Source organism: Candidatus Puniceispirillum marinum IMCC1322 (genome assembly GCF_000024465.1).
Classification (GTDB): Bacteria; Pseudomonadota; Alphaproteobacteria; order Puniceispirillales; family Puniceispirillaceae; genus Puniceispirillum; species Puniceispirillum marinum.
On the sequence record NC_014010.1, the window covers coordinates 2442023 to 2466305 of the forward strand.

Sequence of the window (24283 nt, forward strand, 5' to 3'; positions counted from 1 at the left end):
AGCTATGCCTTGGCCTAGCCTATCCCAAGGTCATATAAACAGGCAAGACTATAGATACAGACTTTAGATGAAGACGGGAAATGAAGGCGGGGCGATATCAGGTGCCGATAGCCGCCAGATGTTCTTGAAGCGATTTGACCCCCATCTGCCCCTGACGAAGTGCGCGGATTGCCTGACTCGCGGCGCGGCTTCCCGAAACAGTTGTATAATAGGGAATCTTGTTGGTCAGCGCGGTCTGGCGAAGCGAGAAGGAGTCCTTGATCGCACCAGCACCTTTTGCGGTATTGAAAACAAGCTGGATATCGCCCGAAAGCATGGCGTCAACCGCATGTGGCCGGCCTTCCATGACTTTGTTGATGCGGGTTGCCGGCACGCCAGCCTTGGTCAGGGCATCGGTGGTGCCGCCTGTTGCGACGATCGAAAAACCATCAGCGACAAGATCACGGCAGATTTCGACAAATTCGGCCTTATCTTCATCCTTGACCGAAATAAATACAGTGCCGCTAAGGGGCAGGTCGATGCCAGCGCCAAGCTGGCTTTTGGCAAAAGCACGTCCAAAATCAGTATCAACGCCCATCACTTCGCCGGTTGATTTCATTTCTGGCCCCAAAAAGATGTCAACGCCCGGGAAGCGCGCAAATGGGAATACCGCTTCTTTTACCGCCACATGATCGAGCTTTACATCCTGTAGATTAAAGCTGGCCAGCTTTTCACCCGCCATCACGCGCGAGGCGATCTTGGCAATCGGCACACCAGTGGTCTTGGCCACAAAGGGCACGGTACGGCTACCGCGAGGATTGACCTCAAGCAGATAGATATCGGTGCCCTTGATTGCAAACTGGATGTTCATCAGGCCAACAACACCTAGCGCATGTGCCAGGGCGGTGGTCTGACGGCGCAATTCGGCCAGAATATCGTCAGATAGATTTTGCGGTGGCAGCGAGCAAGCCGAGTCACCCGAATGAATGCCCGCTTCTTCGATATGTTCCATGATGCCAGCGATATAGACATCAGTGCCATCGCATAGCGCATCAACATCAACCTCGACAGCATGGTCAAGGAAACGGTCTATCAGCACCGGATTATCCCCCGATACGATTACGGCGTCACGCATATAGCGTTCCAGATCATCAAGGTGATGCACCACCTCCATCGCGCGCCCACCAAGCACATAGGACGGACGGATAACAACAGGCAGACCAACGCGATCGACGATGGCGCGTGCCTCATCAGCCGAATGGGCGATGCCGTTTTCAGGCTGAAGGAGATCCAGTTTCTGTAAAAGCTGCTGGAAGCGTTCGCGGTCTTCGGCAAGGTCAATGGCATCGGGGCTGGTGCCCAGTATCGGGATGCCAGCTGTTTCAAGCGCGGCAGCAATCTTTAGCGGTGTTTGGCCGCCAAGCTGGACGATCACGCCAGCTAATGTGCCGTTCTCGGACTCGCGTTTGATGACCGAAATCACATCTTCGTCGGTCAAAGGCTCAAAATACAAGCGGTCGGATGTATCATAGTCAGTTGATACGGTTTCCGGGTTGCAATTGATCATGATGGTTTCATAGCCCGCCTCGGACAAAGCGTAGCACGCATGCACACAACAATAATCAAATTCGATGCCCTGACCGATACGGTTTGGTCCACCGCCCAGAATAACAACTTTTTTACGATCTGACGGATCAGCTTCGCATTCCGCACCACCAAGATTGCTGGTAGCGTCATTGGAAAAAGCACTGGCAAGTTCATAAGTGGAATACATATAGGCGGTATCAGAGGCAAATTCGGCAGCGCAGGTATCAATACGTTTGAATGACGGTACAATATTATGCGCCAGACGTTTGGCGGTTACATCATCGGCTGGCAGATTGGCAAGCTGACCCAGACGACGATCGCTAAAGCCAAGCGATTTCAACCATAAGAAGGGATAGGCATCATCCGGAATACCCTGATCCTTGACCATAGTCTCGGCGTCAAGAATGGCCTGCATACGTTCGAGGAACCAGATATCCCAGCCCGTGGCGGCGGCCACTTCGGCAGGGGTCATGCCGGTGCGCAAGGCCTGTGCGATCCGCAAAATCCGGAAGGGAACAAGTTCGTCCAGCCAGCCGCGCATCGCGTCATCACCAAGCGTACTGTCAGATTGCGGCAATGGCACTTCATCAAGACCGTTCAGGCCGGTTTCCATCGAGCGCAATGCCTTTTGCAGACTTTCCTCGAAAGACCGGCCAACAGCCATCGCTTCGCCAACCGATTTCATCGACGTTGACAAGGTGCTCTGGGCACCGGAGAATTTTTCAAAGGTGAAGCGCGGTATTTTGGTAACGACATAATCAATGGTTGGTTCAAAGCTGGCTGGTGTAACGCCGGTAATGTCGTTGGCCAGCTCATCCAGCGTATAGCCTGCGGCCAGTTTAGCCGCGACCTTGGCAATCGGGAAGCCAGTGGCTTTCGAAGCCAGCGCCGATGAACGGCTGACACGTGGATTCATTTCGATGACGATGACACGGCCTGTATTCGGGCAGACGGCGAACTGGACGTTTGAGCCACCTGTATCAACGCCAATTTCACGTAGCACAGCTAAAGACGCATCACGCAGGTTTTGATATTCCTTGTCTGTCAGCGTCAATGCCGGCGCCACGGTGATCGAGTCACCTGTGTGCACGCCCATCGGATCGATATTTTCGATCGAGCAAATGATGATACAATTGTCAGCCGTATCGCGGACAACTTCCATCTCGAATTCTTTCCAGCCCAGCAATGATTCTTCAATCAGCACTTCGGATACAGGCGAAAGTCGCAACCCGTTACGCACGATTTCTTCAAATTCGGCTTTGTTATAGGCAATGCCGCCGCCTTCGCCGCCCAAGGTAAAGGACGGGCGAATGATCGCTGGCAGGCCAACAAAATCGAGGGCGGCCGCGGCATCTTCAAAATTATTGACGGTGCGGGCGCGGGCGCATTCCAGCCCGATACGTTGCATCGCCAGTCGGAATAATTCGCGATCTTCTGCCATTTCGATTGATTTGGTGCGTGCGCCGATCATTTCAACGTCATATTTGTCCAAGGTGCCATCATGATATAACGACAAGGCTGTATTTAACGCAGTCTGTCCACCCATGGTTGGCAAAAGCGCGTCAGGACGTTCCTTTTCAATAATTTTGGCAACCGTTGCTGGTGTGATTGGTTCAATATAGGTAGCATCAGCCATGTCCGGATCGGTCATGATCGTGGCCGGATTCGAATTTACCAGAATGATCCGATAGCCATCGGATTTCAGCGCTTTACAGGCTTGTGCGCCCGAGTAATCAAATTCACATGCCTGTCCAATGATGATAGGGCCGGCGCCGATGATGAGAATGGAAGAAATATCATTACGGCGCGGCATCTAGGATCTCCCCTGATTCATCAACGCGGTGAAGCGTTCGAACAAATATCTAGAATCATGCGGACCAGGCGATGATTCAGGATGGTATTGAACACAAAAGGCAGGTTTGCTTTTGTGGCGAAGTCCCTCGATCGAGTGATCGAACAGGGAAATATGTGAAATTTCAACGTCATCAGGCAGGCTGTCGGGATCAACAACAAAGCCATGATTCTGGCTGGTGATTTCAATCTTGCCTGTCGCAAGATCCTTGACCGGATGATTGGCACCACGATGGCCACGTTCCATTTTGAAGGTCGTTGCGCCAAGCGCACGCGCCATAAGCTGATGTCCGATGCAGATACCAAAGATTGGCATATCTGCTTCAATAAGCGTGGCGATTTCTGCTGCCGCATAGCTGGATGTGGCGGCGGGATCGCCCGGGCCATTAGACAAGAATACACCGTCCGGCTTCATCGCCATAATGTCGGCTGCTGAGGTGTTAGCCGGGACAACGGTTACATCACAACCTGCATCTGTCAGACAGCGCAAAATATTCTGTTTACAGCCATAATCGACCGCGACAACCTTGTGCTTTGCGGTGGTTTGCCGATGCGCAACTTTACTATAATCCCAACTGCCATCAGACCATTTGTCAGTGTGCTTCTGGCTCACTTCGATAGCCAGATCCATACCCTTTAGTCCAGGCCAGGCTACGGCCATTTTGACCAGCGATTCTGTATTGATATGGCCGTCAGGCTGATGACAAATGACACCTCGTGGGGCGCCATGATCACGGATATGCCGCGTCAAAGCACGCGTATCGATGCCACTGATACCTGGCAAATTATGCGAGACAAGCCATGCGTCTAGGCCCAGATCAGCACGCCAGCTAGCCGGATTTGTCACAGGCTGGCGCACAATCATGCCTAGCGCGGCAGGCGTGTTGGTTTCAATATCATGACTATTGGTCCCAACATTGCCGATATGTGGAAAGGTAAAGGTTATCAGCTGTCCCGCATAAGACGGGTCGGTCATGATTTCCTGATAACCTGTCATGGATGTATTAAAGCAAACTTCGCCCACATTTGTAGTGGCGGCACCAAAGCCAATTCCGGGGAAAACAGTCCCGTCTTCAAGAACTAAAACAGCTGTCGGATTATCCCGACATGCGCTGAGCGCGGCAAAATCGTGGTCAGATTTTGTTGTCTGCCCCATATTATCACGGTTCCTGCTGTTGGTTAGATATCGAGTGGCTAAGCTAATGCCCTCAAACGAGTGGATTGATACAAGACAGGCCTTGATTGGTCAAGAGTATGAAAGCGGGTTATTAGAGAATATCCGCGTCTCATATGCTTCAAAACTATTAAACCGGCTTATTATGAAGAAATCGTGTAGGGTTGCACTTTGCAAGGTTACTGCGTACAAGCCTTTTGTTTTCTTGGTGGATATTTTAGGAAGTGTCATGCGAGACAGAATTACAGATGCGATGAAACAGGCGTTAAAGGCCAAGGATCAAGTAGCACTTGGTACAATGCGCCTCATAATGGCTGCGTTGAAAGACCGTGACATTGCGGCGCGTGGTAATGGCAATCAGGATGGAATCAGCGACGATGACATTCTTTCGATGCTACAGACGATGATCAAGCAGCGGAATGAGTCAGCGAAAATGTATCGTGATGGTGACCGGATTGAGCTTGCCGAAGCCGAAGAAGCCGAAATCAAGATCATCCAGTCATTTTTGCCAGCCCAGCTTGATGATGCGGCCATGAATAAAGCGATCAAAGCCACGATCGCCGAAACTGGAGCTTCATCGGTCAAGGATATGGGGCAGGTGATGGCATCATTGAAAACCAACTTTGCCGGACAAATGGATTTTTCGGCAGTCAGCCAGATGGTTAAATCTATTCTTATGGATAAATAGTCCGGATCCAGACCCGGAATGCGTGATCCAAAGGTTAGGCATAGGGAATGGTGACTGTGGTAAAGCTGGCTTACAGGCATAGGATTTGCGCGTTTGTCCGCGGTTAGTTAAGCTTAAGCCGAGAAGCCAAGTGGAGAAGAAGCCAAGTGGAGAAAATGGCGTCATGGCAGTGCCTCCCGAATTTATCGAAGATTTGCGGCAACGCGTGCCGTTATCAGATATAATTGGCAAGCGCGTAAAACTAGTCCGTAAAGGCCGCCGCTTTTCCGGTCTATGCCCATTCCATTCGGAAAAAACCCCTTCTTTTTCAGTCGTCGATGATGATGGGTTCTATCATTGTTTCGGCTGTGGTGTGCATGGTGATGCGATTTCGTTTCTGCGTGAAATAGATGGTCTGGAATTCATGGAAGCGGTTGAACGGCTTGCAGATATGGCAGGTATGGCTATGCCTATCGGTGCCCCGCAAGATCCCAAGGTCACACAGCAACGCAAAGCCGCGCTTGATATTCTGGAAACGACAGCCACATTCTTTCGGGCGGCGCTTGACCGCGAAGATGGCAAGGACGCGGCACGGTATCTGCTTAACCGCAATCTGGATGCACATATCATACAAACCTACAGGCTTGGTTATGCGCCGCGGGGTGGCTTGCGGGCAGCGCTGTCGGCAAAAGGCTTTAGCGATGCTGATATGCTGGCCGCTGGGGTGTTGCGGAAATCGGATCGTGACGGGTCATTATATGATTACTTCCGCGACCGGGTGATGTTCCCGATTGAAAACCGGCAAGGCAAAGTGATTGCTTTCGGAGCGCGGGCTCTGGGTGATGCACAACCAAAATATCTAAATTCAGGCGAGGGGCCGACCTTTTCAAAAAAGGCGGTACTTTATGGCTGGGTTCAGGCGCGCGAAGGCCTGCGGCGGCAGTTGCCGCTTGTGATTGCCGAGGGCTATATGGATGTGATCGCCATTCATAAAAGCGGTGTGGCAGCAGCAGTTGCGCCATTAGGTACGGCATTGACACCAGAACAGATTGTGTTGGTGTGGAAATTACATAATGAGCCGGTTTTGTGTTTTGATGGCGATGCCGCGGGACAAAAGGCACAAATGCGCGCGCTGGAACGGTTTCTTCCGCTTCTGGAACCAGGCAAAACAGCGCGGTTTGCGACCCTGCCTGCGGGCAAGGATCCCGACGATGTTCTGCGCGAAGCCGGATATGAAGGCTTCAAAAACATTATTGCCACCGCCAGATCGCTGGTTGATACGATGTGGGACGGAATTATGGCCGATCACGATGTGCGGCAACCCGAACAGCGCGCCCAGTTTTGGCAGGCGATACGGTCACAGATTCGCAATATTGGCAATAATCAGGTGCGTAGTGCCTTTAGTGATGAAATCGAGAACCGAATCGCCGCTATGCGCACGCAAATGCGCGGTGGGACCATGCCAATGGCAGCACGAACAGCGCGACGGCCATCGACAGGGATGATTAATCGTCATAAAGCTTTATTAGCACTACTTTTGGCGCATCCGGCGCTTATTTCGGGGGCATTTGAAACGCTATCAATGATCGATTCGGGCGATGAACGGCTGGAGATGATAAAAAAAGCAGCTATAGACGCGTTAATCAGCGATCCAGACCTTGACGCCGCGGCTTTAAACTATCATTTACAGGGATTGAATTTCACGGATGAACTAGCTGATTTGACAGGGGCCGATATGAAAGCCAGATTACCGTTCGATCCCGCCACGATGAATAGTGACACAGCAGAGGCGCATCTCGGAGAATTAGTGGCTCTTATCAATGGAAAATCGGGCGTGTTTTCAAAGGCGTCTCAACAACGAAACTAAACACAATAAGGCATGAAATGCTGTATCCGATGGATTGCAGCTTGTGGATTTGTGAAAAGTGCCGGATATGCCGGTGAATGAAATGACAGACTTATCCATGATGGTATAGATCATGATTGGTCGCTAGGTGGAAATAAGCACCCTATTTGGGCTACCCTGACAGCTTGTTTGTATCAGGGGCAACAAAGGAATGTGAGTGACAGGCATGGCAGTCAAAGCAAAAAAACAAGTCGAGCCAGAAACCAATAGCCCTGATGCAAGTCAGGCATCCAGCGCCGATGCTGCCCAGCAGACGATCAAGACGCTGATAAAGATTGGTAAAGAGCGTGGCTTTGTGACGCATGACGAGCTTAACGCCGCCCTGCCAGCCGAAGATTATACATCTGAGCAAATTGATGATGTGATGTCATCGCTGAGCGAAATGGGCGTATCAGTGGTAGATAGTGCCGAAACCGACGAAAATAACGAAGAAGAACAGGCCGAAGGCGGCAAAGCCGCCGGCAATCTGTCAGATAGTGATGTGTCTGGCACCGATGATCCTGTGCGCATGTATCTGCGTGAAATGGGCAGCGTCGAATTGCTGTCACGTGAAGGCGAGATCGCCATTGCCAAACGGATCGAAGCTGGGCGTGAAATGATGATTGGCGGGATTTGTGAATCCCCACTGACCATCCGGGCTCTGATGCATTGGCGGGATCAGATTGCCGATGGCGTGGTGCCGCTGCGTGACATCATCGATCTGGAAAGCACACATACAAAGCTTAATGGCGGGCCCATCACCGACCAGAACGTCATCAATGCGATGAATGACGAGATCAGCGATGAAGATCTGGAAGATGATGAAGAAGAGCTTGAAGAAGAAGAGCTTGATGATGATGATGAAGAAGACGAGGATGATGAAAGCGGCGATAGCGATACCGATACATCAACCCGTGATAGCCATGATGATGAAGACTCAGAAGATATTAACATGTCACTGGCGGCCATGGAAGACGCCGTGCGTGATGATGTAATGGCCATGTTCGATGAAATCGCAACGGTCTTTAAAGCCTTTACAAAAAGCCAAGATCGCCGTCTTGTCCGCATGTCAAAAGGTGAAGCGCTGGTGCCCAAAAGCGAAGTCGCCCATCTGGAACTGAAAATCAAACTTTGCGAATTGATGGAAGGCGTTATTTTCAATACAGGCCGTATCGAAGCGCTATCTGAACAGCTATTTACCCTGAACCGTCATGTGACCGGTATCGAAGGGCGGTTGATGCGGCTTGCCATTGATAGTGGTATCCCGCGTGCACAGGTGCTTGAGGCCTGGTCTTGGCGTGAGGTGATCGAGGGCTGGCCCGGATCGGACTTTTCGACCAAAGCCTGGCAGAAGCTGGACAAGAATCACAGCGAAGAAATTACTGAATTGCAGGATAAAATCCGTCTTGTAGTCGATGATGTATCGCTGGCGATCCCTGAATTCCGCGAAGTGATCCAGACTATCCAGCGCGGCCAACGCGAAGCGGCGCGTGCGAAAAAGGAAATGGTCGAAGCCAATCTGCGTCTGGTGATTTCAATTGCCAAAAAATACACCAATCGCGGTCTGCAATTCCTTGATTTGATTCAAGAGGGTAATATCGGCCTGATGAAGGCGGTGGATAAGTTCGAATATCGCCGCGGTTATAAATTCTCGACCTATGCCACATGGTGGATCCGCCAGGCGATCACCCGTTCGATTGCCGATCAGGCGCGCACAATCCGGATTCCAGTGCATATGATCGAAACGATCAACAAGCTGGTGCGGACATCACGCCAAATGCTGCATGAAATTGGCCGTGAACCAACACCCGAAGAGCTGGCAGAAAAATTGTCCATGCCGATTGATAAGGTGCGTAAGGTGTTGAAGATCGCCAAGGAGCCAATCAGTCTGGAAACACCTATTGGTGATGAGGAAGATAGCCATCTTGGTGACTTCATCGAAGATAAAAACGCGGTTCAGCCGCTGGATGCGGCGATCCATGCGAATCTGCGCGAAACCACAACACGGGTGCTGGCTAGCCTGACCGCGCGTGAAGAACGGGTGTTGCGTATGCGTTTTGGCATCGGCATGAATACGGATCATACGCTGGAAGAAGTGGGGCAACAATTTAGCGTGACGCGGGAACGTATCCGCCAAATTGAAGCCAAAGCCCTACGCAAACTCAAGCATCCGTCGCGCTCGCGCAAGCTTCGTAGTTTTCTGGAGAATTAGGAGCTTCTGCACACCTGATGCGCAGATAGAGATTTCAAATTCCGCCCCCATTTGGCGGAACAGCACCCCCAAAGGTGCGGTGGCATGGGCGTTCATACATGCCATGATTAGCAAGGGTAAGTGGGCCTGTAGTTCAATTGGTTAGAACCCACGGCTCATAACCGTGTTGTTGCAGGTTCGAGTCCTGCCGGGCCCACCACCCTTGCATCTAGTGGAATCACTAGCATCATCTGTTCGCCTTATCTTTCAGATTTGTTTTCGCCAAAATATTAATCAGGTCGATACTCACCCTAAGGTTTCATAAATAGCTGATAGGGGGAACGATATGTTCACTTATATTGTTCTGTTTGAGGATGACGAGGCCTTTGCGGCCGAGCGCCAGCATAATATGAAAGCGCATCTTTCCTTTCTGGCTGCCCATGCCGACCAGATCAGCGCGGCTGGCCCTTTGATGGATTCTGTGGTTGATAGCGGCGCTGGCGGTTTGTGGCTGGTGCAGGCGCCATCGTCGGAAGCGGTTGAGGCGCTGATCCATGCGGATCCATTTTGGCCAACCGGTCTTCGCAAAAGTCACCGCATTCTACAGTGGCGGCAGGTGTTTCGCGATGGCAAAAAACTAATATAGCTATCTATGCAATAATGGCTGACAGCAGATGACCATCAAATCATTAGATATAAACTATTGTCGTCCCTTCCTCGATTATATAACGAAATATTATAGATGCGTCTTTCTGGTTAAGGAAACCGGACAGTTTGGGCATGCCGATTATGATTTCATTAAAGATGATATGGAAAAAAACAGATGGGGAACTTCCGCACAACATATATTTATATGCCTTAAGGATAGCGCGCTGGTTATGACATTTCATAAATATGAAGATGATGACCGTATCATTATAAACGTTGCCAATGATGAATGTCTGGCTATGTTTCAATTGGAAAATGCGGATTGGTATATACCACGCTAACATGAAGTCATGCAGGATATCATGTTTCCTCTAGCCCCCAGGGTCACGCGAGAAACGCCAACATCCAGCGCAAAAGCATAATATGCGGCTACCCAAGCTAGTTTGTTGTATGTCGGGTAACTGGGCATAACTGGGCGTAACATGGCTTAACTGGGCGCGCTGGGCGTGTGTCCCCTCAACCGTGACAACATATAGCAAGAAACGGGTCGTGCGCGGGGCTTTGGCTGTATAATCTGGATTATGGCAAATCATGATCATGGGCAGATAGGTTAAGGAGGCCAGCATGACAAACCAGTCGCAGATTGACTATGAACGTGTCGAACGCGCGATCGGTTACATCGCCCGTCATTTCAAGGACCAGCCGTCTCTGGAAGATGTGGCGGCGGAAATTCATGTCAGCCCGTTTCATTTTCAGCGTCTATTTTCAAAATGGGCAGGCATCAGCCCGAAAAAATTTATCCAGTTTCTGAGCCTTGATTACGCCAAGGCCAGCTTGCGCGCGCCAGGCACAAGTGTGCTGGACGCGGCCTATGATGCGGGGTTTTCGGGGGCTGGCCGCCTGCATGATTTATTCATGTCAATCGAAGGCATGACCCCGGGCGCGTTCAAACAGCAAGGCGCGGGGCTGACAATCAATTATGATTTTGCCGATAGTCCGTTTGGCACGGTGCTGATCGCCTCGACCCGCAACGGCATTTGCCATTTGGCATTCGAAGCGGATCGTGATGCCGGCTTTGACACGCTTTATCGGACATTCCCGCAGGCACGGTTTCATCAATGTCGGGATCAGATGCAAACGCACGCTTTATCGGTCTTTGGCCGGAATCAGGCATCGCCAGACGGCAAAATAAAACTGCATCTGCAAGGCACACCGTTCCAGATCAAGGTCTGGGAAGCCTTGCTGAAAATCCCGATGGGCGAGCTGGCCAGCTATGGCGGTATTGCCCGCATGATTGGCCAGCCTGCGGCGTCGCGTGCTGTCGGCACGGCGATTGGGCATAATCCGGTGGCGTTTCTGATTCCGTGCCATCGGGTGATCCGGCAGAATGGCGCGCTTGGCGGCTATATGTGGGGGGCAGAGCGCAAACAGGCGATGATCGCATGGGAAGGCGCACAGATGACGGGGTGAGGGTGCGCGCGCCTATCCACAGAGCGTTTATCTCCCCGCTATCACCGAATGAATGACTTTCAGGCCAAAGCCGATGAATAACGTACCGAAAATGGCCGAAATTACCGATTTGAAGCTGATATAGGTCTGGCGTATCGAGCCCGTAGAAAATACCAGCGCCAGCACCATATGCCACGATAGCGAGATCGCAAAACAGCCAATGATCATGGCAATAATGACGATCGATGGGGTGTGTGGCTTGATCGCCAATGATGACAGTGCAATCCAGAATAAAGCTGCTTTCGGGTTGCTCATCTGAATGAACAGGCCGGTCAGGATTGCGCGCGAAAAAGATGTTTCTGCACTGGATGGCTTGTTGAATTCATCTGAAAATTTTGTGCCGCTTAGCGCCGCCCGCAATGATTTTACCCCGAGCCAGCATAGATAGGAACCGCCAACCAAACCAACCATCAAGGTGGTTTCCTCATAGGCGTTAAGCAAGGTTGTGATGCCTGTTGATGTCAGCATCACCCAGATAGCGGTGCCAAAGCTAACGCCAAGGGCTGTGGCCGCGCCTGCGCGGCGGTTCTTTACCGCATGTGCCGTGATGACAACAAAATTGGGCCCCGGGCTGACAAAGCCCAGAAAGCTGGCAATATATATGGTCATCAGACCTGGCCAGTAGCCTGCGATGGTTTCAATCATGGATCCGCACTCTCATGGCTTTGCGATTTAAAGGGTCGCGCTCAGTCTAGGCAAGATTAAGACATTACGCCAATTAGAAGTGGTAGCGCTATGGTCTTGACGATATTGCTTAATCGAAGACATGCTATGATGCTGACTTACAATATAAATTTATGTCTTGGCATGGTTATGTCTTGGCATGGAGCTAAACTCAGGAACTGATAGTGAATGAACAGCTTTTACATATCACGTCGATGGCGTTTTTTGCGCTGGTCACATCAATAACGCCGGGGCCAGTCAATATTGTTCTTGCCATGTCGGGGGCGCAATTTGGCATTCGCAAAAGCCAGCTCTATATATTGGGGGCAACCATCGCCTTTACCGGTCTGTTGTTATGTCTGGGGATGGGTCTTGGGGCTGTGATTTCCGCCTATCCGGTTATCACCAACAGTATCAAGATCGTTGGTACAGCCTATCTGTTTTATCTGGCCTATAGAATTATCAGCAGTGGCAATAATTACGCACATGACCATCATGACAGCCCGCCACTAGGATTTATTGATGGCGCTTTAACGCAACTGGCTAATCCCAAAGCATGGAGCGTGTCGCTGTCAGCAAATTCCATTTATGTAGTAGCGCATGAGCCTGTCATTGTGACGCTGATGACATTTGCCATTTTGTTTTTTGTGATTTGCTATGGATCATTATGGCTATGGGCGGCTTTTGGCTCAAGGGTCGCTTTGTTGCCACCAGCTTATGTGGGGGCGCTACATTGGATTTTGGGGATTTGCCTTATTCTGTCGATTGGCCTGATGTGGCTGTAGGCGGGGTTACTCCATCGCCGCCAGCTGGGTTTCATAGGCGAATAGCGCCGCCTTCGCCCGCCGCTGATGACGTGCTGGACGAGGCACTTGGCAGGAATGCGTGGGTTATGTGGCTTAGCCGACCTGACAGAGTTTGCCTGATGGGGCTGTTTCGGCATCTTAACGATAAATTTACCTCTCCTGCGCTAAGATATTAAGCATATACCCTTTGCGGTGTTGCGGGCATTGTACCTTCCGGCGACCGAGATGTTTATTATCAACCAGTGGAAGCGTTGACGCGATATGACATTTGACCATTCAGAAAGCCCGGGCGGAGCGACGGCGAATATTCTTGTCTCGGAAATGCCTGCCAATCCGCCTGCGGCGGGTAACGGCAAGCCATGCGGCCGGATCCAGCGCGATGTCACATCCCCGCTGATGTCCATCTGGACCCTTATCCTTGCCGCCTGTGGCGGCGGTGGCGGTGGCGGTGGCGGTGGCGGCAATCCGCAGACCACAGGTAGTGCCGCGTCAACTGCGACAAAGGAAAAGCAGCAAGAGGAAAGGCAAAAGTCTGATTCTGAACCCGGGCCCCTAATCGCCGGCCGGGTTGTCAACGGGCCGGTCAGGGATGCGCGGGTCTATCTCGATATCAATGATGATGGCCAGCTGGATGATGGCGATCTATATGTCGCGACTACGGACAATGGTGGACGTTTCGCAGAACGGAACATGGCCTTCAAGGGGCATGAAAACAAGGCCCTTCTGGTTGATCTGAAGACCGATGCCAAGACTCAAGCGCACCCCTTTCTTGCCAGCAGGTCGCCCGACCTTCCCTATATCCTGCCTGACATATTGCGCGCGCCTCCGGGATCGGATGTTGTGACGCCATTGACCGAACTGCTTGTTCAGCTTCATGGCCCGCGTCCCACCCCGGACCAGATCAAGGCCTTTTCTGTGCGGTTTGGCCTTAATGACCGGCTGATTACCGAGACCGACCCGTTCGCGCCGTCCCTGATGGCGGGAGAACCCGCGCTGGCGGCAGGCCTACAGGCCGCTGCAAGGCGGGTTACCGAGATGATCCATACGAACAACCGGGACAATGCGGATGACCGCCCTGATAGCCGCGCCGGTGACCGCAAGACCCCCGACCAGATGCTGCGGGAGGCCGAACAGGTCGCGCGCGATCCTCCCAGGCCGACGATCACCGTGACCGTTGAACAGAGCACCAGCCAAATCCATGAGAATTTCCCAACAACGAAGTCGGTCTTTACCGCTCCGCAGGGGTACGAGTTGGTGGAAGGGTTTGAGGACAATCATCTGTTCCAGCTCGGCAACGATGGCCGCCTGTTCTTTACCACCATGCCGGATTTTGAGGCCCCGGGCGACCTAGACCGGGACAATATCTACCGGATACGCCTCAGCAGGCGCGAGGAAGATGAGGATCTCAGCTTCATCAACCTGTCGGTTACCGTTGGCGATCTGATCCACGAACTCTACACGCCGCACCCCATTGGCGAGGCGCACAATGATGTGGAGTTTGTTGCAGAGAACGCGAAGCCGACCTTGAGCTTCACCCGTGATGATGTGTTCGGACAAGGCCGGCCTGTGCCGGGGGCGTTGACGCAATATCTTCTGTCCGGTGTCGCCTGGCGTATGCCGGAACAGGGGCCGCTTGTTCTGACCTGGTCGCTTGTCACGGACAGCAACAAGCGGCAGACGGACGCCAATGATGTTGCTAGGTCGCCGGACGCCAACGGTAATTGGGGCTATCTTTCGGGGTACTTCATCAGGACGCAGGAACAGATTGATCAGGCGCGCCGTTACATCAAGGCCGTGCTTGCAGAGTTCGAGCGCGCCGCGAATGTTCGCTTCGTCGAGGTCGAGCATAGCCAGAACAACAGGGGCGATGTGCCCATCATCTATCTGTTTCTGCCAACGGATTACGTTCATATCCCGGGAACGCCCGGCGCATGGGCCGGCTATCCCGGCGCGTCAGCGCGTTTTGTGCAACATTTCGACCCCTCGAAACCCTACACGCATTACCGCGGTGAGCCTGTTCATGAAATCGGCCATATGATGGGGTTGCGGCATCCCTTTGACTCCAATGGCCAAAGACAGACAAGCTGGCCAGCCAGACCGGAATTGGAATCGGATTTCAGCACCATCATGAGCTATAGCCCGAAGACCAACTGGGTTGGCCTGACCCCGGCGGATATCGCGGTTCTGCAATTCCTCTATGGGGCACCGCAAGGAGAGCGGCCGGGCTCACAGCGTCCGGGCATTGAATCTTTCCTTGGTCACAGGGCGAATGGTGAACGTCCGGCGGTGGAGCAGGTCTTTCAACAGGATGAGCCTCTGCCCGCACCGCCGCAATTTCGTGCTGGCGCTGAGGTGATGATCGATCCCGATCAGAATTACAGCTTCAGGGCCGATGTCGAACCCGAAAACCTCGAAGTCCATTATTTTATCGTGCGGACACGCAACACAGCTCAAAAATTCAAGGTTTATGGCTTTGCAGAAGATGTTCTGCCCTTGCCTTTCCTTGTCGACAGGCAGACGGGGGATGCTAAGTTCTACTGGTCGAGTCTTCTGGCGGACAGATTGCTCCATAAACAGCAGCTTGTCGCCGTGGCCATGGATCCGGACAGGCCCGATCTGTGGTCGCAGAGCATCAAGACGGTCTTTGCCCAATGGCCAAACATTGAAAAAATGTCGACCTATGACTTCGCCCTTCGCATTATTCTTGGCGATGTCAAAGCGGCTGACGATCCGGCCGAGAGCGCCAGGAAACATGCCGCGGCCCGTGAGATCATCGACCGGCTGTTGAAGACGGAGGACATCGATGATGACACGCCGGCCGGTGAGAAAATCGCCGACCTGTCGGCCTGGCCGCATGCGAAACTGATCTGGAAGGGCACCGACAGCAAGTTCCTGAAGGGTGTCGATCCCAGTGTCGATGCGGAAATTTTCCCGGTCCTGAGTGATGCGCAATTCTTCGAGATCCGTGACGGGGGGCTCTATGTTCGCAACACGCCCTTGGACCATCAGACACCACGGGACCGGAACAGCGACAACAAATACGACCTGTTCATCGAATATGGCGCGGCCGGGGCCGAGAAACACATCGCCTTTCGCATCACCGTGACCGACGAGGCTTTTGAGGAAGAGGAATCGAGCGTCATGTCGCAGATGGTGGTGTCGATGGATGTGATGTGACAGGGTCGTCCTGTGGTCAAAGGCTGGCCAGCATCTCATACATGGTAATCCCCTTGCTAAATTTAAGGTAGTTGAAAGCAAGGGAAGTGTGAGTAAAATTAAAGGGGTTAGTTCAACTTATTTTCAGTTTTTTGTCGATCAGCCCATCGCCGCCAGCTGTGCTTCATAGGCGAATAGTGCCGCCGCGCCGCCTGTATGCAGGAACACGACATCCTTTGCATCGTCAAAAAAGCCCTGTTTGACCATATTGATCAGACCGTCAAGACCCTTGCCCGAATAGACCGGATCAAACAGCAGGCCTTCCTGACGCGCGAAAAGCTCGATCGCGGCAAGGGTGCCCTCGGTTGGCAAGCCATAGCCAGCCCCGACATAGCCATCATCGACAATGATTTTTTCAACCGGCAAAGGCGTATCGGTCAGGGTCGCGGCGGTTTTGACCGCCAGCCCATGCACATTTTTCACCTGAATATCATGTGCCTGGCGTACGCTGACGCCCATAACCGGCACATCAGAACCCGCCGCATGCAAGCCGGCAACCAGACCGGCCTGCGTCCCCGCACTGCCAGTGGCCATGACAATCCAGCCCAGATCAAGCCCCTGATCGGCAGATTGTTGAAGAATTTCACCAGCACAAGCGACATAGCCCAGCGCGCCTATTTCATTCGAACCACCACCCGGAATGAAATAGGCCTTGCGCCCCGAAGCGTTCAGCTTTTCGGTCACGGCGATGGCTTCGGCATTCATATCAAGGCCGCTTGGACGATATTCGATGCTGGCACCAAATAGATGATCAAACAGCACATTGCCTGTCTGTTCGTATGAATCCGCACGATCCGGCACCCTACGTTCAAGCAGGGCATGACAACCGAGGCCGAATTTACAGGCCGCGGCGGCCGTCTGGCGGACGTGATTTGACTGGACGGCACCTTGCGTGACAACCATATCGGCGCCAGCCTCGATAGCGGCGGCGATCAGAAATTCGAGCTTGCGCGTCTTGTTGCCGCCTGTTGCCAGACCCGTGCAATCATCGCGCTTGACCCACAGTTTTGGCCCGCCCAGGGCTGTGGTTATGCGCGGCATAAATTCCAGCGCGGTTGGCTGGTGACATAGGCTGACGCGGGGGAAAGGAGCTAGTAAATCGGAAGTCGCATGCGACATTGATGTTTCAGACACGGTAAATTCTCTTTTAGGTTATGACTACAAATGATGTGTCGTTTGATTACGGCGGTGGTAAACGCCAGCCCCGAACAGCGACGAGAAACCTGACTATGCCTTATTTGCGTATATGAGGGCAATGGGCTTTAGATGATGTAACAGATAATCAGGTGCTGAATTGTTGGCTCATCAGGCTATAGGTTTAAATTATTAATCTCATTATTATTCCTAAATTACGACAAGCTGTTGACGCTAGGGGATGATGATGAGACAGGGTTTTAATTGGGTGATTGCCCAGACGCAGTGCTTTATGACAGACACAATACGCCGTACATTTTTTACGGCTGGTTTGATGCTCAACCTTATAGGATTTGGCACAGCATTATCAGCAAGCAACGCTTATGCGGCAACGGTATTTCTAGTTTGTGATGGTAACTTCAAAACCATTACCGGAATTTCAGATACCCGTACGCGCTCTGAAGGAACGCGCGCCAGTCTTGGGTCTAGCTATTATGATGGTACTAATACAATGGGGCAGGAGGCCTTTACGATTGCTGCCGCGCTCGATAAGACCATCCCCGTCGAAGATGAGTTTAAGGGCGCTTTCTATTTATCAATAGATGGAAGTAATGGCGTTTTTAGCCGGGTGAAATTACAACCTTTCGAACGTGATGTGCGATTGCCTTCGCTAGATTTGCAACCCGAAGAAAGCATGGAGAATGGCATCATGCGGTCCGTCAATATCGTTGCAAGTGAAGATGAATTGCTGTTGAGTGCGCGAAGCGAGTCTGGTGGTCTGGTTGAAGCGCTGGTTGAAGGTCGTCCGATGACGCCAACCCGCGAAATTGTCAAAGACATGTCTTTGAGTCTGAACCGTTTTAATGGCCGCTTGGAGATCGAATGGAAAGATCACGAAGTGCGTGATTATAAGCCAGTTGGTGCCATCCGTAGCACGAAAAAACGCTATAGCGATGTCAAGCGGTTCGATGCGATGTGTAAAACCATGCAAGAGCGGCTGTTTTAAAACCTATATGACGGTAGCTGTATCGCTGATCCTCATATGGTCTGGCATGCGGATATGAGGCGGCGTGCCAGCGCGTCAAGGCTTGACTGCGCTTTTTCACTCTGCAGCCTACCTGACTTGTCAAAGGCCGTGGCCGCATGTGGCAAGGTAACAAAGCCAGGCACGGCAACCGCGCCAAGTTCAGCCATATAGTCGCGTAGGCGCGGAATTACGCGCACACCGCCCAGACCACCAGGGCTGGTGGCCATCAAGCCCACGGGCAAGCCGTGAAATAGGGCGTTTGCGGCGGTATCCTGATAGGGGCGCGATACCCAGCTGAACATATTGACAAGTAATGGCGGCACAAAGCCGTTATATTCGGGAGTCGCCACCATCATACCGTCATGACTATGCAGAAGTGCGCGAAAGCGGATAACGGCGTCAGGCAAGCCGTTATTGGCTTCATTGTCCTGATGATAAAGCGGGGCTTCGTAATCGGCCAAATCGATAAAGCTGGCTTTACCGCCATGTAGATCAACCGTGCTGGCCGCAACCTGTGCCAGCTGTTTGGTGAAGCTTCCTTGTCGGGTTGAGCCAGAAAAAACTAGAATTGAGGGCGTATTTCGCATGTCAGCTTTCCGTTTCAAATGACAGCATAGATATTAAAGTCTAGCAGACAGAGGTTAATCAGGTGTTAATGCTAGCCACTTGTTTTGTCAGATGCAGGGGGTATAATCGCCAGTATGATTTCTGATTTTACACAAGCACTTGCTTTATTTGCTGTGACCGAATTTTTCCTGTCACTGGCACCAGGGCCAGCAGTTTTTCTGGTGATTTCAAAATCGCTTGGTGGTCGGTTTGGTGCTGGTATGGCAGTAACGGCAGGTATCATGTCGGTCAATGCCGTGTTCTTTTTATTATCGGCATTGGGTGTTGGTGCAGCGATTGTGGCGGCGCCCTGGCTGTTTATGATCATCAAGGTTACTGGTGCAGCCTATCTTGCCTATCTTGGCGGGCGCGGGCTTTATGACGTCTGGCGGGTAAACCGGCAGCCGCAGAATGGTGATGCTGTTGTGATTGCGCCGATTGCAGCCGCGTCATTCGGACGTGATTTTATGGCGGCGGTTCTGGTGCAGGCATCAAGCCCCAAAAACATCATCATTTTTCTAGCCATCATTCCGCAATTTGTCGATCCGGCGGGGCCGATATTTTTGCAATTTGCCGCTTTATGCGTGGTATCGTTGTTAGTTGAACTACCAATATTGGCTGGGTATGCCGCGCTGGCGGTCTATCTGGTGGGACGCGTCAAGCAAGCGCGAATTCGCAATGGGCTGGAATGTCTGGCAGGTGTGACCTTGGTAGTTCTGGGTGCCAGCTTGCTGTTTACCGGTTTGCCAACGTGATGGAACGTTTAGGCAGCGCGGCCTTCGGCGGTGGCGTAAATCAGCGCTTCTATAAATAGATCCCTATCCGCACTAAGTGGAACCAGTTTTACATCTTCGCTAAGCGTTACATCGATTTGGGTGCCCCCCGCATTAAGGGCACGGTCGGATGCCAGCCGGTGTGCAGCATCGCGTGCCCGGATCAGCGCATCTTCCATAATGCCTAGATCAACGGGCCCGTCAGGAAGATGCACGCGGAATTTACCTTCGGTTGGCTGCGTTACCGAAATCATTACACGCTGGCGTACCGATCCAGCCGCCGCCCCAACCGCGCCAGCCACATCAGCATGTTTGGGGACAGTCAGATCAAGATTCATCAAGCGGGCAATATGTGGATAATGTGTGGCGGCAGATGCGCCCAGCGCAATCAGGCTGGTATCAAGTTGCATGGAAACCGAAACCAGCTTTTTGGGCTTGTTGTCAGCCAGAAAACTGGATTGAGTATTGTCGCTATTCTGCGCGGTAGGTTGCGCTGTGAACATATCAGCCAGCAAGCTGTTGCTTGAGGCGATATTTTCACCAGCACCATCATGGGCAAAAGCGGCGTCGGTAAGTGCCAAGGCAGATTTACGATGCAATTCGGCCAGTGTCATGCGCGCAATATGTATTTCGTTTTCGGCAATTGGATCGCCAAAGCCGTTCTTCTGACGTGCCATGAGTGCCGCACCCAGAGATGCAGCTTCGGCGTCAAAATCGGTAAAGTCACCCGTGACATGGGTGGCATCGGTCGGAGTAAAGGATGCTAGTGCTAACAAGCCCCGACTGATAAGTCGGTCAACCGCGCCAAGGGCAAGTTGCGTTGCCGCTAGATCAGCAATCGCCGATGGGCCGGTTTCAAGCGCCTTTTGCGCCAGGCGTGCTTCGGATCGGGTCAACCATGATGGGATTCCATCGGGCATGACCGGAATTACAAAACGGCCATCGGTCGCCATTGGCACTATCAGGTCAAGCTGGGCCTTTAGGATGGTTTTTACCTCTGGCCAGCTTTGTGCCAGAATAGACAAGGGAATAGCGCGGCGTGGACCAAGCGTAATGCCGGTTGATCGGCCTCGTGAGATAGGTTGCACCTCGCTATCGCCGCCAAGACCACAGGTGCGAATTTCTGCTGCTTCAACCATGGTCTGCCAGCCGCCAACGAAGGCACCATCAGGTTTCAGGCGGGGGGCGCCATTCTGCAAAAAGGCAACATCGGTTGTGGTGCCGCCAATATCAGCGATCAAGGCTGTTTTGGTGCCCGCCAGAAAGGCGGCTCCTGACAGGCTGGCGGCGGGACCGGATAATACGGTCTCAACTGGGCGTGTGCGGGCAAAATCAGAATGCAGAAGTGAGCCATCGCCTTTGACAACCATAAGCGGACAATCCAGCCCCTGTGATGTCATGATGGTTTCGGTGGCGGCGATCAATTGTTCCAGTAGATTGATCAGGCGGGCGTTCAGAATTGCAGTCAGAGCCCGACGTGGCCCGCCAAGGGATGACGACAATTCATGGCTACAAGTGACCGGACAGCCTGTCAGGTCGCGGATAAGGCGCCGGGCTTCGGTTTCATGCCCCGGGTTACGCGTGGCAAAATGGCTGGCCACGGCAAAGGCGGAAACATCTTTGCCAATGCTGGTAATGGCGGTGATCAGGGCATCTTTATCCAGCGGGGCTTGCTGGCCACCATCGGCTCTATGTCCGCCATTGATGAAATAGACAGGATCCTGACCAAGAGCACGGGCAAGATCAGCGCGCTCAAGCGCGGCCTCGTCAAAGCCGATCATAATCAGGCAAACACGCCCGCCAACGCCTTCAACAACGGCGTTGGTAGCAAGCGTTGTCGATAATGACACAAGGCCGATATCACGCCGGTCACCGTCAAAGGCGTCAAGTGTTTTAGAGATTGCACCACTAAGGCCGATGGAAAGATCTTCACGCGTGGTCAGTGATTTTCCGGTTGCCAGTACGGTGCCGGCCTTGGCATCAAGCAAAGCTGCATCGGTGAAGGTGCCGCCGGTATCAAGTCCAATCACAAGCGTCATTATATTATCCTGTCACTATTTTGATATAACTTGAGTTGATATAACCCTGGTTAATATAACCTAGTCAGGCGGCTTTGGCATGCTGGGCAAAGAAATTCATAATCCAGCGTCCCATCTGTTCGCCCTGATGCGTGTATTTCAATGTTGCATGCGCATCATCGATTGTTTCAGCATCAATCACATCACGCTTGAGATCAATCAGTGCGGCGGCATATTCATTGGTGAATTCTGGATGCCCCTGCATTGAAAACACAATATTATCGATCGCAAACATGGCGTTCTTGCAAAAATCCGAGGTGCCAACAAGCACAGCCTCATCAGGCAGGCTTGTCACCTGATCTTGATGAATATGGATCAGATCAACATTGTCATTTGAGGTGGCTTTAGCGTTGCCATCTGCCATCCACGGACAAGGCGCAAGCAATTGTACAGGACGAATGCCAAGTCCCCAGCCTTCAGACCATTTCTGCGCATGTCCGCCCAGTGCGTGCGCAATGATCTGATGACCAAAACAAACACCAACAAGGGGAATGCGGGCTTTGTAAATATCGCGTAGTAATACCATCAGTTTTGGGATAAAGGGCGCGTCATCATAAACGCCAAATGCCGAACCAGTAACAAGATAGCCGTCATAATCATGCACATCGTCGGGAAACACATCTTCAATAACCGGAACAATTGAAAAATGTATTCCACATTCAGCGGCATAATCACCAAACAAGCTGCCAAACATATCCGGATAATTGATAAAATGCGCTGGCATTTTCTTGTTGGTGCGACCCGTCTCCAGAATGGCGATATGCATCTGTTTGTCCTTTTACATATAATATGTACTGCTTAATAAGTGATGATCATATATGCGTATAGAATGTCGGCGTTGCTGTCTATATGCCGCAAAGCAGATTAACTTTGCGACATCATGATGAATGTTCTTCACCCGTTATCATTTTGCGTAAGTTCGGCAAAAACAAACAACCGCAGGGCTGAAGACAGGCCACCATCACGGTTTTTGTCAATCTCGGTGATCAAGCTGGCCAGTGATTGCCCACGTTTTGTGGCGATCTCATTGAGACTGTCCCAGAACGGATCTTCCAGCGAAATGCTGGTGCGATGTCCATGAATGGTAACCGAACGCTTTTTCACTTTAGGGTCTTTGCTATCGTTGTTTCATATTTAGATTTTAGTAAAGCGGGCAACAATTTCAAGGTGATTGCTGAACAAAAACTGATCGATAATCTGCATCCAGTCAAGACGATAACCGCCATAGGTGAGCGCTTCGGCATCTCTGGCAAAGGTTGCCGGATTGCATGATACCATTGCAATAACCGGAATATTAGATAGAGCAAGTTCGGCGCATTGTGCGGCAGCACCGTTGCGCGGCGGATCAATTATGGCCGCATCGAAATGATCCAGATCAACTGGCTGGATAGGTGCGTTCATCAGATCGCGTTGCATGGTTTTGACACGGGCGCCACATTTTGCTTTGTTGGCGCCAGCCTTGAGCGCGGCCAGACTAGCCGCGTCCTGTTCGACAGCTAGTAAATGTGTCAGCTGGCTGACCAGCGGCACGCTCAATGTGCCGCAGCCAGCAAACAGGTCAATCACACGCGATGCGCCTGCGGTGATTTCAGCTACCGCCGCCTGTAGGCTGGCCTCGCCATGCTGCGTTGCCTGAAGAAAGGCACCTGCTGGCGGATCAATGCCAATATCGCCAAATCGAATTTCAGCAGGTGTCGGGGCAAATAACAGCATAGGCACGTGCCCGTCATTTACCGATAAGCGCGCCAAGGGCGCACCTGCAAAGATTGGTTTGCTAGCCCAATCAGTCAGCGCTGCTAAAAGTGAAGATGGCCATTTATCCTGCCCTGATAGCAACACACATAAACCGTTATCGAGGAGGTTGGCATGGGCGGTTAGTACGTTACCAGCGTCAAGATGGGTGCTGGCAAAATCATGTAAAGCCGACTGCAGGTCAATAAGGGCGGGTTCGAGAATCACACAGCCATCCGGCGCAACAATGTGGTGGCTGTTGCGTTCATGAAATCCAACTATGGCTGAGTCCTTCATACGCTTTACCTGAAAGGTGGCGCGTCGCCGGCTGGCTGGAGGCGAGCTTTGCATGGGGCGCATCTGGTCTGGTTCAAGATCATGTCGTGACAGGAAATGCGCCACAAGATCATGTTTCCAGCTGGCAATCGCTGGCCGTGACCAATGTTGGAAATTGCATCCCCCACAGGCCGGAAAGCTGTTACAGCCCGGTGTCTGACGTTGATCGCTTTGGCGAACCAGTTCCAGAATCCGTGTCTTGATGCCCTGAGCATTGATGCTGATAGGCTGGGCAAGAACAATTTCGCCAGGCAGGCTGGTAGGTACGAAAATGGTATATGTTTTGGTTTCGTATTTATGCGTGTAGCTAGCACTGCCAATACCATCGCCACGGCCGCCAATATGCGTGATTTCAACTTCTAGTGGGGGCGCATTGCGCGGAAGCTGGCCATCATTTCGCTTTGTTCGTCGCATGAATCGAA

The 24283-nt window shown here is 52.1% G+C and carries 19 protein-coding genes and 1 tRNA gene; 11 read left to right on the forward strand and 9 right to left on the reverse strand.

Translation table 11 applies throughout. From position 1 onward, the window contains the following. Positions 1-97: 97 nt before the first annotated feature. Both carB and carA read right to left on the reverse strand, forming a co-directional pair. Complete coding sequence (gene carB, locus SAR116_RS11425) at positions 98-3379, reverse strand: carbamoyl-phosphate synthase large subunit (protein ID WP_013047099.1); 3282 nt, start codon at positions 3377-3379, stop codon at positions 98-100. Then, positions 3380-4573 (reverse strand): glutamine-hydrolyzing carbamoyl-phosphate synthase small subunit, encoded by a 1194-nt coding sequence (gene carA, locus SAR116_RS11430; RefSeq protein WP_013047100.1) that lies wholly within the window; start codon positions 4571-4573, stop codon positions 3380-3382. 247 nt (positions 4574-4820) lie between these two features. Between carA and SAR116_RS11435 the strand changes: the two genes are divergently transcribed. The 7 genes from SAR116_RS11435 to SAR116_RS11465 all read left to right on the forward strand — a co-directional run bounded on the left by SAR116_RS11435 (position 4821) and on the right by SAR116_RS11465 (position 11452). Then, a complete protein-coding gene (locus tag SAR116_RS11435) occupies positions 4821-5279 on the forward strand; it encodes a GatB/YqeY domain-containing protein (RefSeq protein ID WP_013047101.1) in 459 nt (152 codons plus the stop codon). Between the two features lie 163 nt (positions 5280-5442). Then, positions 5443-7125, forward strand: coding sequence for a DNA primase (dnaG, locus tag SAR116_RS11440; protein ID WP_013047102.1), 1683 nt, complete (start codon positions 5443-5445; stop codon positions 7123-7125). 205 nt (positions 7126-7330) lie between these two features. Then, the gene (gene rpoD, locus SAR116_RS11445; RefSeq protein ID WP_013047103.1) at positions 7331-9355 is read left to right on the forward strand and encodes an RNA polymerase sigma factor RpoD; all 2025 of its coding nucleotides are present in this window, start codon (positions 7331-7333) and stop codon (positions 9353-9355) included. A gap of 122 nt (positions 9356-9477) precedes the next feature. After that, a tRNA-Ile gene (locus SAR116_RS11450) sits at positions 9478-9554 on the forward strand. Positions 9555-9680: 126 nt separating this feature from the next. After that, on the forward strand, positions 9681-9980 hold the full coding sequence (locus SAR116_RS11455; RefSeq protein WP_013047104.1) for a YciI family protein: 300 nt from the start codon (positions 9681-9683) through the stop codon (positions 9978-9980). 28 nt (positions 9981-10008) lie between these two features. After that, entirely contained in the window at positions 10009-10323 is a 315-nt protein-coding gene (locus SAR116_RS11460; RefSeq protein WP_013047105.1) for a hypothetical protein, read from the forward strand. A 283-nt stretch (positions 10324-10606) separates the two neighbouring features. Next, a complete protein-coding gene (locus SAR116_RS11465; RefSeq protein ID WP_013047106.1) occupies positions 10607-11452 on the forward strand; it encodes a methylated-DNA--[protein]-cysteine S-methyltransferase in 846 nt (281 codons plus the stop codon). A gap of 27 nt (positions 11453-11479) precedes the next feature. Here the strand turns inward: SAR116_RS11465 and SAR116_RS11470 are convergent, their stop codons facing one another. Beyond that, complete coding sequence (locus SAR116_RS11470; protein ID WP_013047107.1) at positions 11480-12136, reverse strand: LysE family translocator; 657 nt, start codon at positions 12134-12136, stop codon at positions 11480-11482. A gap of 203 nt (positions 12137-12339) precedes the next feature. Between SAR116_RS11470 and SAR116_RS11475 the strand changes: the two genes are divergently transcribed. Further along, positions 12340-12939: a LysE family translocator gene (locus SAR116_RS11475; RefSeq protein ID WP_013047108.1), complete on the forward strand. Its 600-nt coding sequence runs from the start codon at positions 12340-12342 to the stop codon at positions 12937-12939. A 282-nt stretch (positions 12940-13221) separates the two neighbouring features. Then, a complete protein-coding gene (locus SAR116_RS11480; protein WP_013047109.1) occupies positions 13222-16137 on the forward strand; it encodes a zinc metalloprotease in 2916 nt (971 codons plus the stop codon). A 138-nt stretch (positions 16138-16275) separates the two neighbouring features. On the opposite strand, the gene cuyA is transcribed toward SAR116_RS11480, so the two are convergent. Further along, entirely contained in the window at positions 16276-17295 is a 1020-nt protein-coding gene (cuyA, locus tag SAR116_RS11485; RefSeq protein ID WP_013047110.1) for a D-cysteate sulfo-lyase, read from the reverse strand. Positions 17296-17602: 307 nt separating this feature from the next. Between cuyA and SAR116_RS11490 the strand changes: the two genes are divergently transcribed. Then, positions 17603-18316, forward strand: coding sequence for a hypothetical protein (locus tag SAR116_RS11490; protein WP_148212305.1), 714 nt, complete (start codon positions 17603-17605; stop codon positions 18314-18316). A gap of 32 nt (positions 18317-18348) precedes the next feature. Here SAR116_RS11490 and SAR116_RS11495 read toward each other — a convergent pair whose 3' ends face one another. Next, positions 18349-18924, reverse strand: a complete 576-nt coding sequence (locus SAR116_RS11495) for an NADPH-dependent FMN reductase (protein WP_013047112.1) — start codon at positions 18922-18924, stop codon at positions 18349-18351. A gap of 114 nt (positions 18925-19038) precedes the next feature. On the opposite strand from SAR116_RS11495, the gene SAR116_RS11500 reads away from it, so the two are divergent. Next, positions 19039-19698 carry a LysE family translocator gene (locus SAR116_RS11500; protein WP_013047113.1) on the forward strand — a complete coding sequence of 220 codons (660 nt, stop codon included), beginning with the start codon at positions 19039-19041 and terminating at the stop codon, positions 19696-19698. Positions 19699-19706: 8 nt separating this feature from the next. Here SAR116_RS11500 and SAR116_RS11505 read toward each other — a convergent pair whose 3' ends face one another. The 4 genes from SAR116_RS11505 to SAR116_RS11520 form a co-directional block, all read right to left on the reverse strand. Continuing rightward, positions 19707-21755, reverse strand: a complete 2049-nt coding sequence (locus SAR116_RS11505) for a hydantoinase/oxoprolinase N-terminal domain-containing protein (protein ID WP_013047114.1) — start codon at positions 21753-21755, stop codon at positions 19707-19709. A 64-nt stretch (positions 21756-21819) separates the two neighbouring features. Next, the gene (locus SAR116_RS11510; RefSeq protein ID WP_013047115.1) at positions 21820-22560 is read right to left on the reverse strand and encodes a glutamine amidotransferase-related protein; all 741 of its coding nucleotides are present in this window, start codon (positions 22558-22560) and stop codon (positions 21820-21822) included. Positions 22561-22688: 128 nt separating this feature from the next. Next, the gene (locus SAR116_RS11515) at positions 22689-22898 is read right to left on the reverse strand and encodes a ribbon-helix-helix domain-containing protein (protein WP_013047116.1); all 210 of its coding nucleotides are present in this window, start codon (positions 22896-22898) and stop codon (positions 22689-22691) included. Between the two features lie 30 nt (positions 22899-22928). Further along, positions 22929-24275: a class I SAM-dependent RNA methyltransferase gene (locus SAR116_RS11520; protein WP_013047117.1), complete on the reverse strand. Its 1347-nt coding sequence runs from the start codon at positions 24273-24275 to the stop codon at positions 22929-22931. Between the last annotated feature and the right edge of the window lie 8 nt (positions 24276-24283).

Excerpts from the sequence above, each read along its gene's own strand:
- SAR116_RS11435 (WP_013047101.1), top strand. The coding sequence starts at position 4,821 with ATGCGAGACAGAATTACAGATGCGATGAAACAGGCGTTAAAGGCCAAG.
- SAR116_RS11505 (WP_013047114.1), bottom strand. The coding sequence starts at position 21,755 with ATGACGCTTGTGATTGGACTTGATACCGGCGGCACCTTCACCGATGCA.
- SAR116_RS11490 (WP_148212305.1), top strand. The coding sequence starts at position 17,603 with ATGACAGACACAATACGCCGTACATTTTTTACGGCTGGTTTGATGCTC.
- SAR116_RS11500 (WP_013047113.1), top strand. The coding sequence starts at position 19,039 with ATGATTTCTGATTTTACACAAGCACTTGCTTTATTTGCTGTGACCGAA.
- cuyA (WP_013047110.1), bottom strand. The coding sequence starts at position 17,295 with ATGTCGCATGCGACTTCCGATTTACTAGCTCCTTTCCCCCGCGTCAGC.
- SAR116_RS11510 (WP_013047115.1), bottom strand. The coding sequence starts at position 22,560 with ATGCATATCGCCATTCTGGAGACGGGTCGCACCAACAAGAAAATGCCA.
- SAR116_RS11495 (WP_013047112.1), bottom strand. The coding sequence starts at position 18,924 with ATGCGAAATACGCCCTCAATTCTAGTTTTTTCTGGCTCAACCCGACAA.
- SAR116_RS11460 (WP_013047105.1), top strand. The coding sequence starts at position 10,009 with ATGACCATCAAATCATTAGATATAAACTATTGTCGTCCCTTCCTCGAT.
- SAR116_RS11520 (WP_013047117.1), bottom strand. The coding sequence starts at position 24,275 with ATGCGACGAACAAAGCGAAATGATGGCCAGCTTCCGCGCAATGCGCCC.
- carB (WP_013047099.1), bottom strand. The coding sequence starts at position 3,379 with ATGCCGCGCCGTAATGATATTTCTTCCATTCTCATCATCGGCGCCGGC.
- rpoD (WP_013047103.1), top strand. The coding sequence starts at position 7,331 with ATGGCAGTCAAAGCAAAAAAACAAGTCGAGCCAGAAACCAATAGCCCT.
- dnaG (WP_013047102.1), top strand. The coding sequence starts at position 5,443 with ATGGCAGTGCCTCCCGAATTTATCGAAGATTTGCGGCAACGCGTGCCG.
- SAR116_RS11465 (WP_013047106.1), top strand. The coding sequence starts at position 10,607 with ATGACAAACCAGTCGCAGATTGACTATGAACGTGTCGAACGCGCGATC.
- SAR116_RS11455 (WP_013047104.1), top strand. The coding sequence starts at position 9,681 with ATGTTCACTTATATTGTTCTGTTTGAGGATGACGAGGCCTTTGCGGCC.
- SAR116_RS11480 (WP_013047109.1), top strand. The coding sequence starts at position 13,222 with ATGACATTTGACCATTCAGAAAGCCCGGGCGGAGCGACGGCGAATATT.
- carA (WP_013047100.1), bottom strand. The coding sequence starts at position 4,573 with ATGGGGCAGACAACAAAATCTGACCACGATTTTGCCGCGCTCAGCGCA.
- SAR116_RS11470 (WP_013047107.1), bottom strand. The coding sequence starts at position 12,136 with ATGATTGAAACCATCGCAGGCTACTGGCCAGGTCTGATGACCATATAT.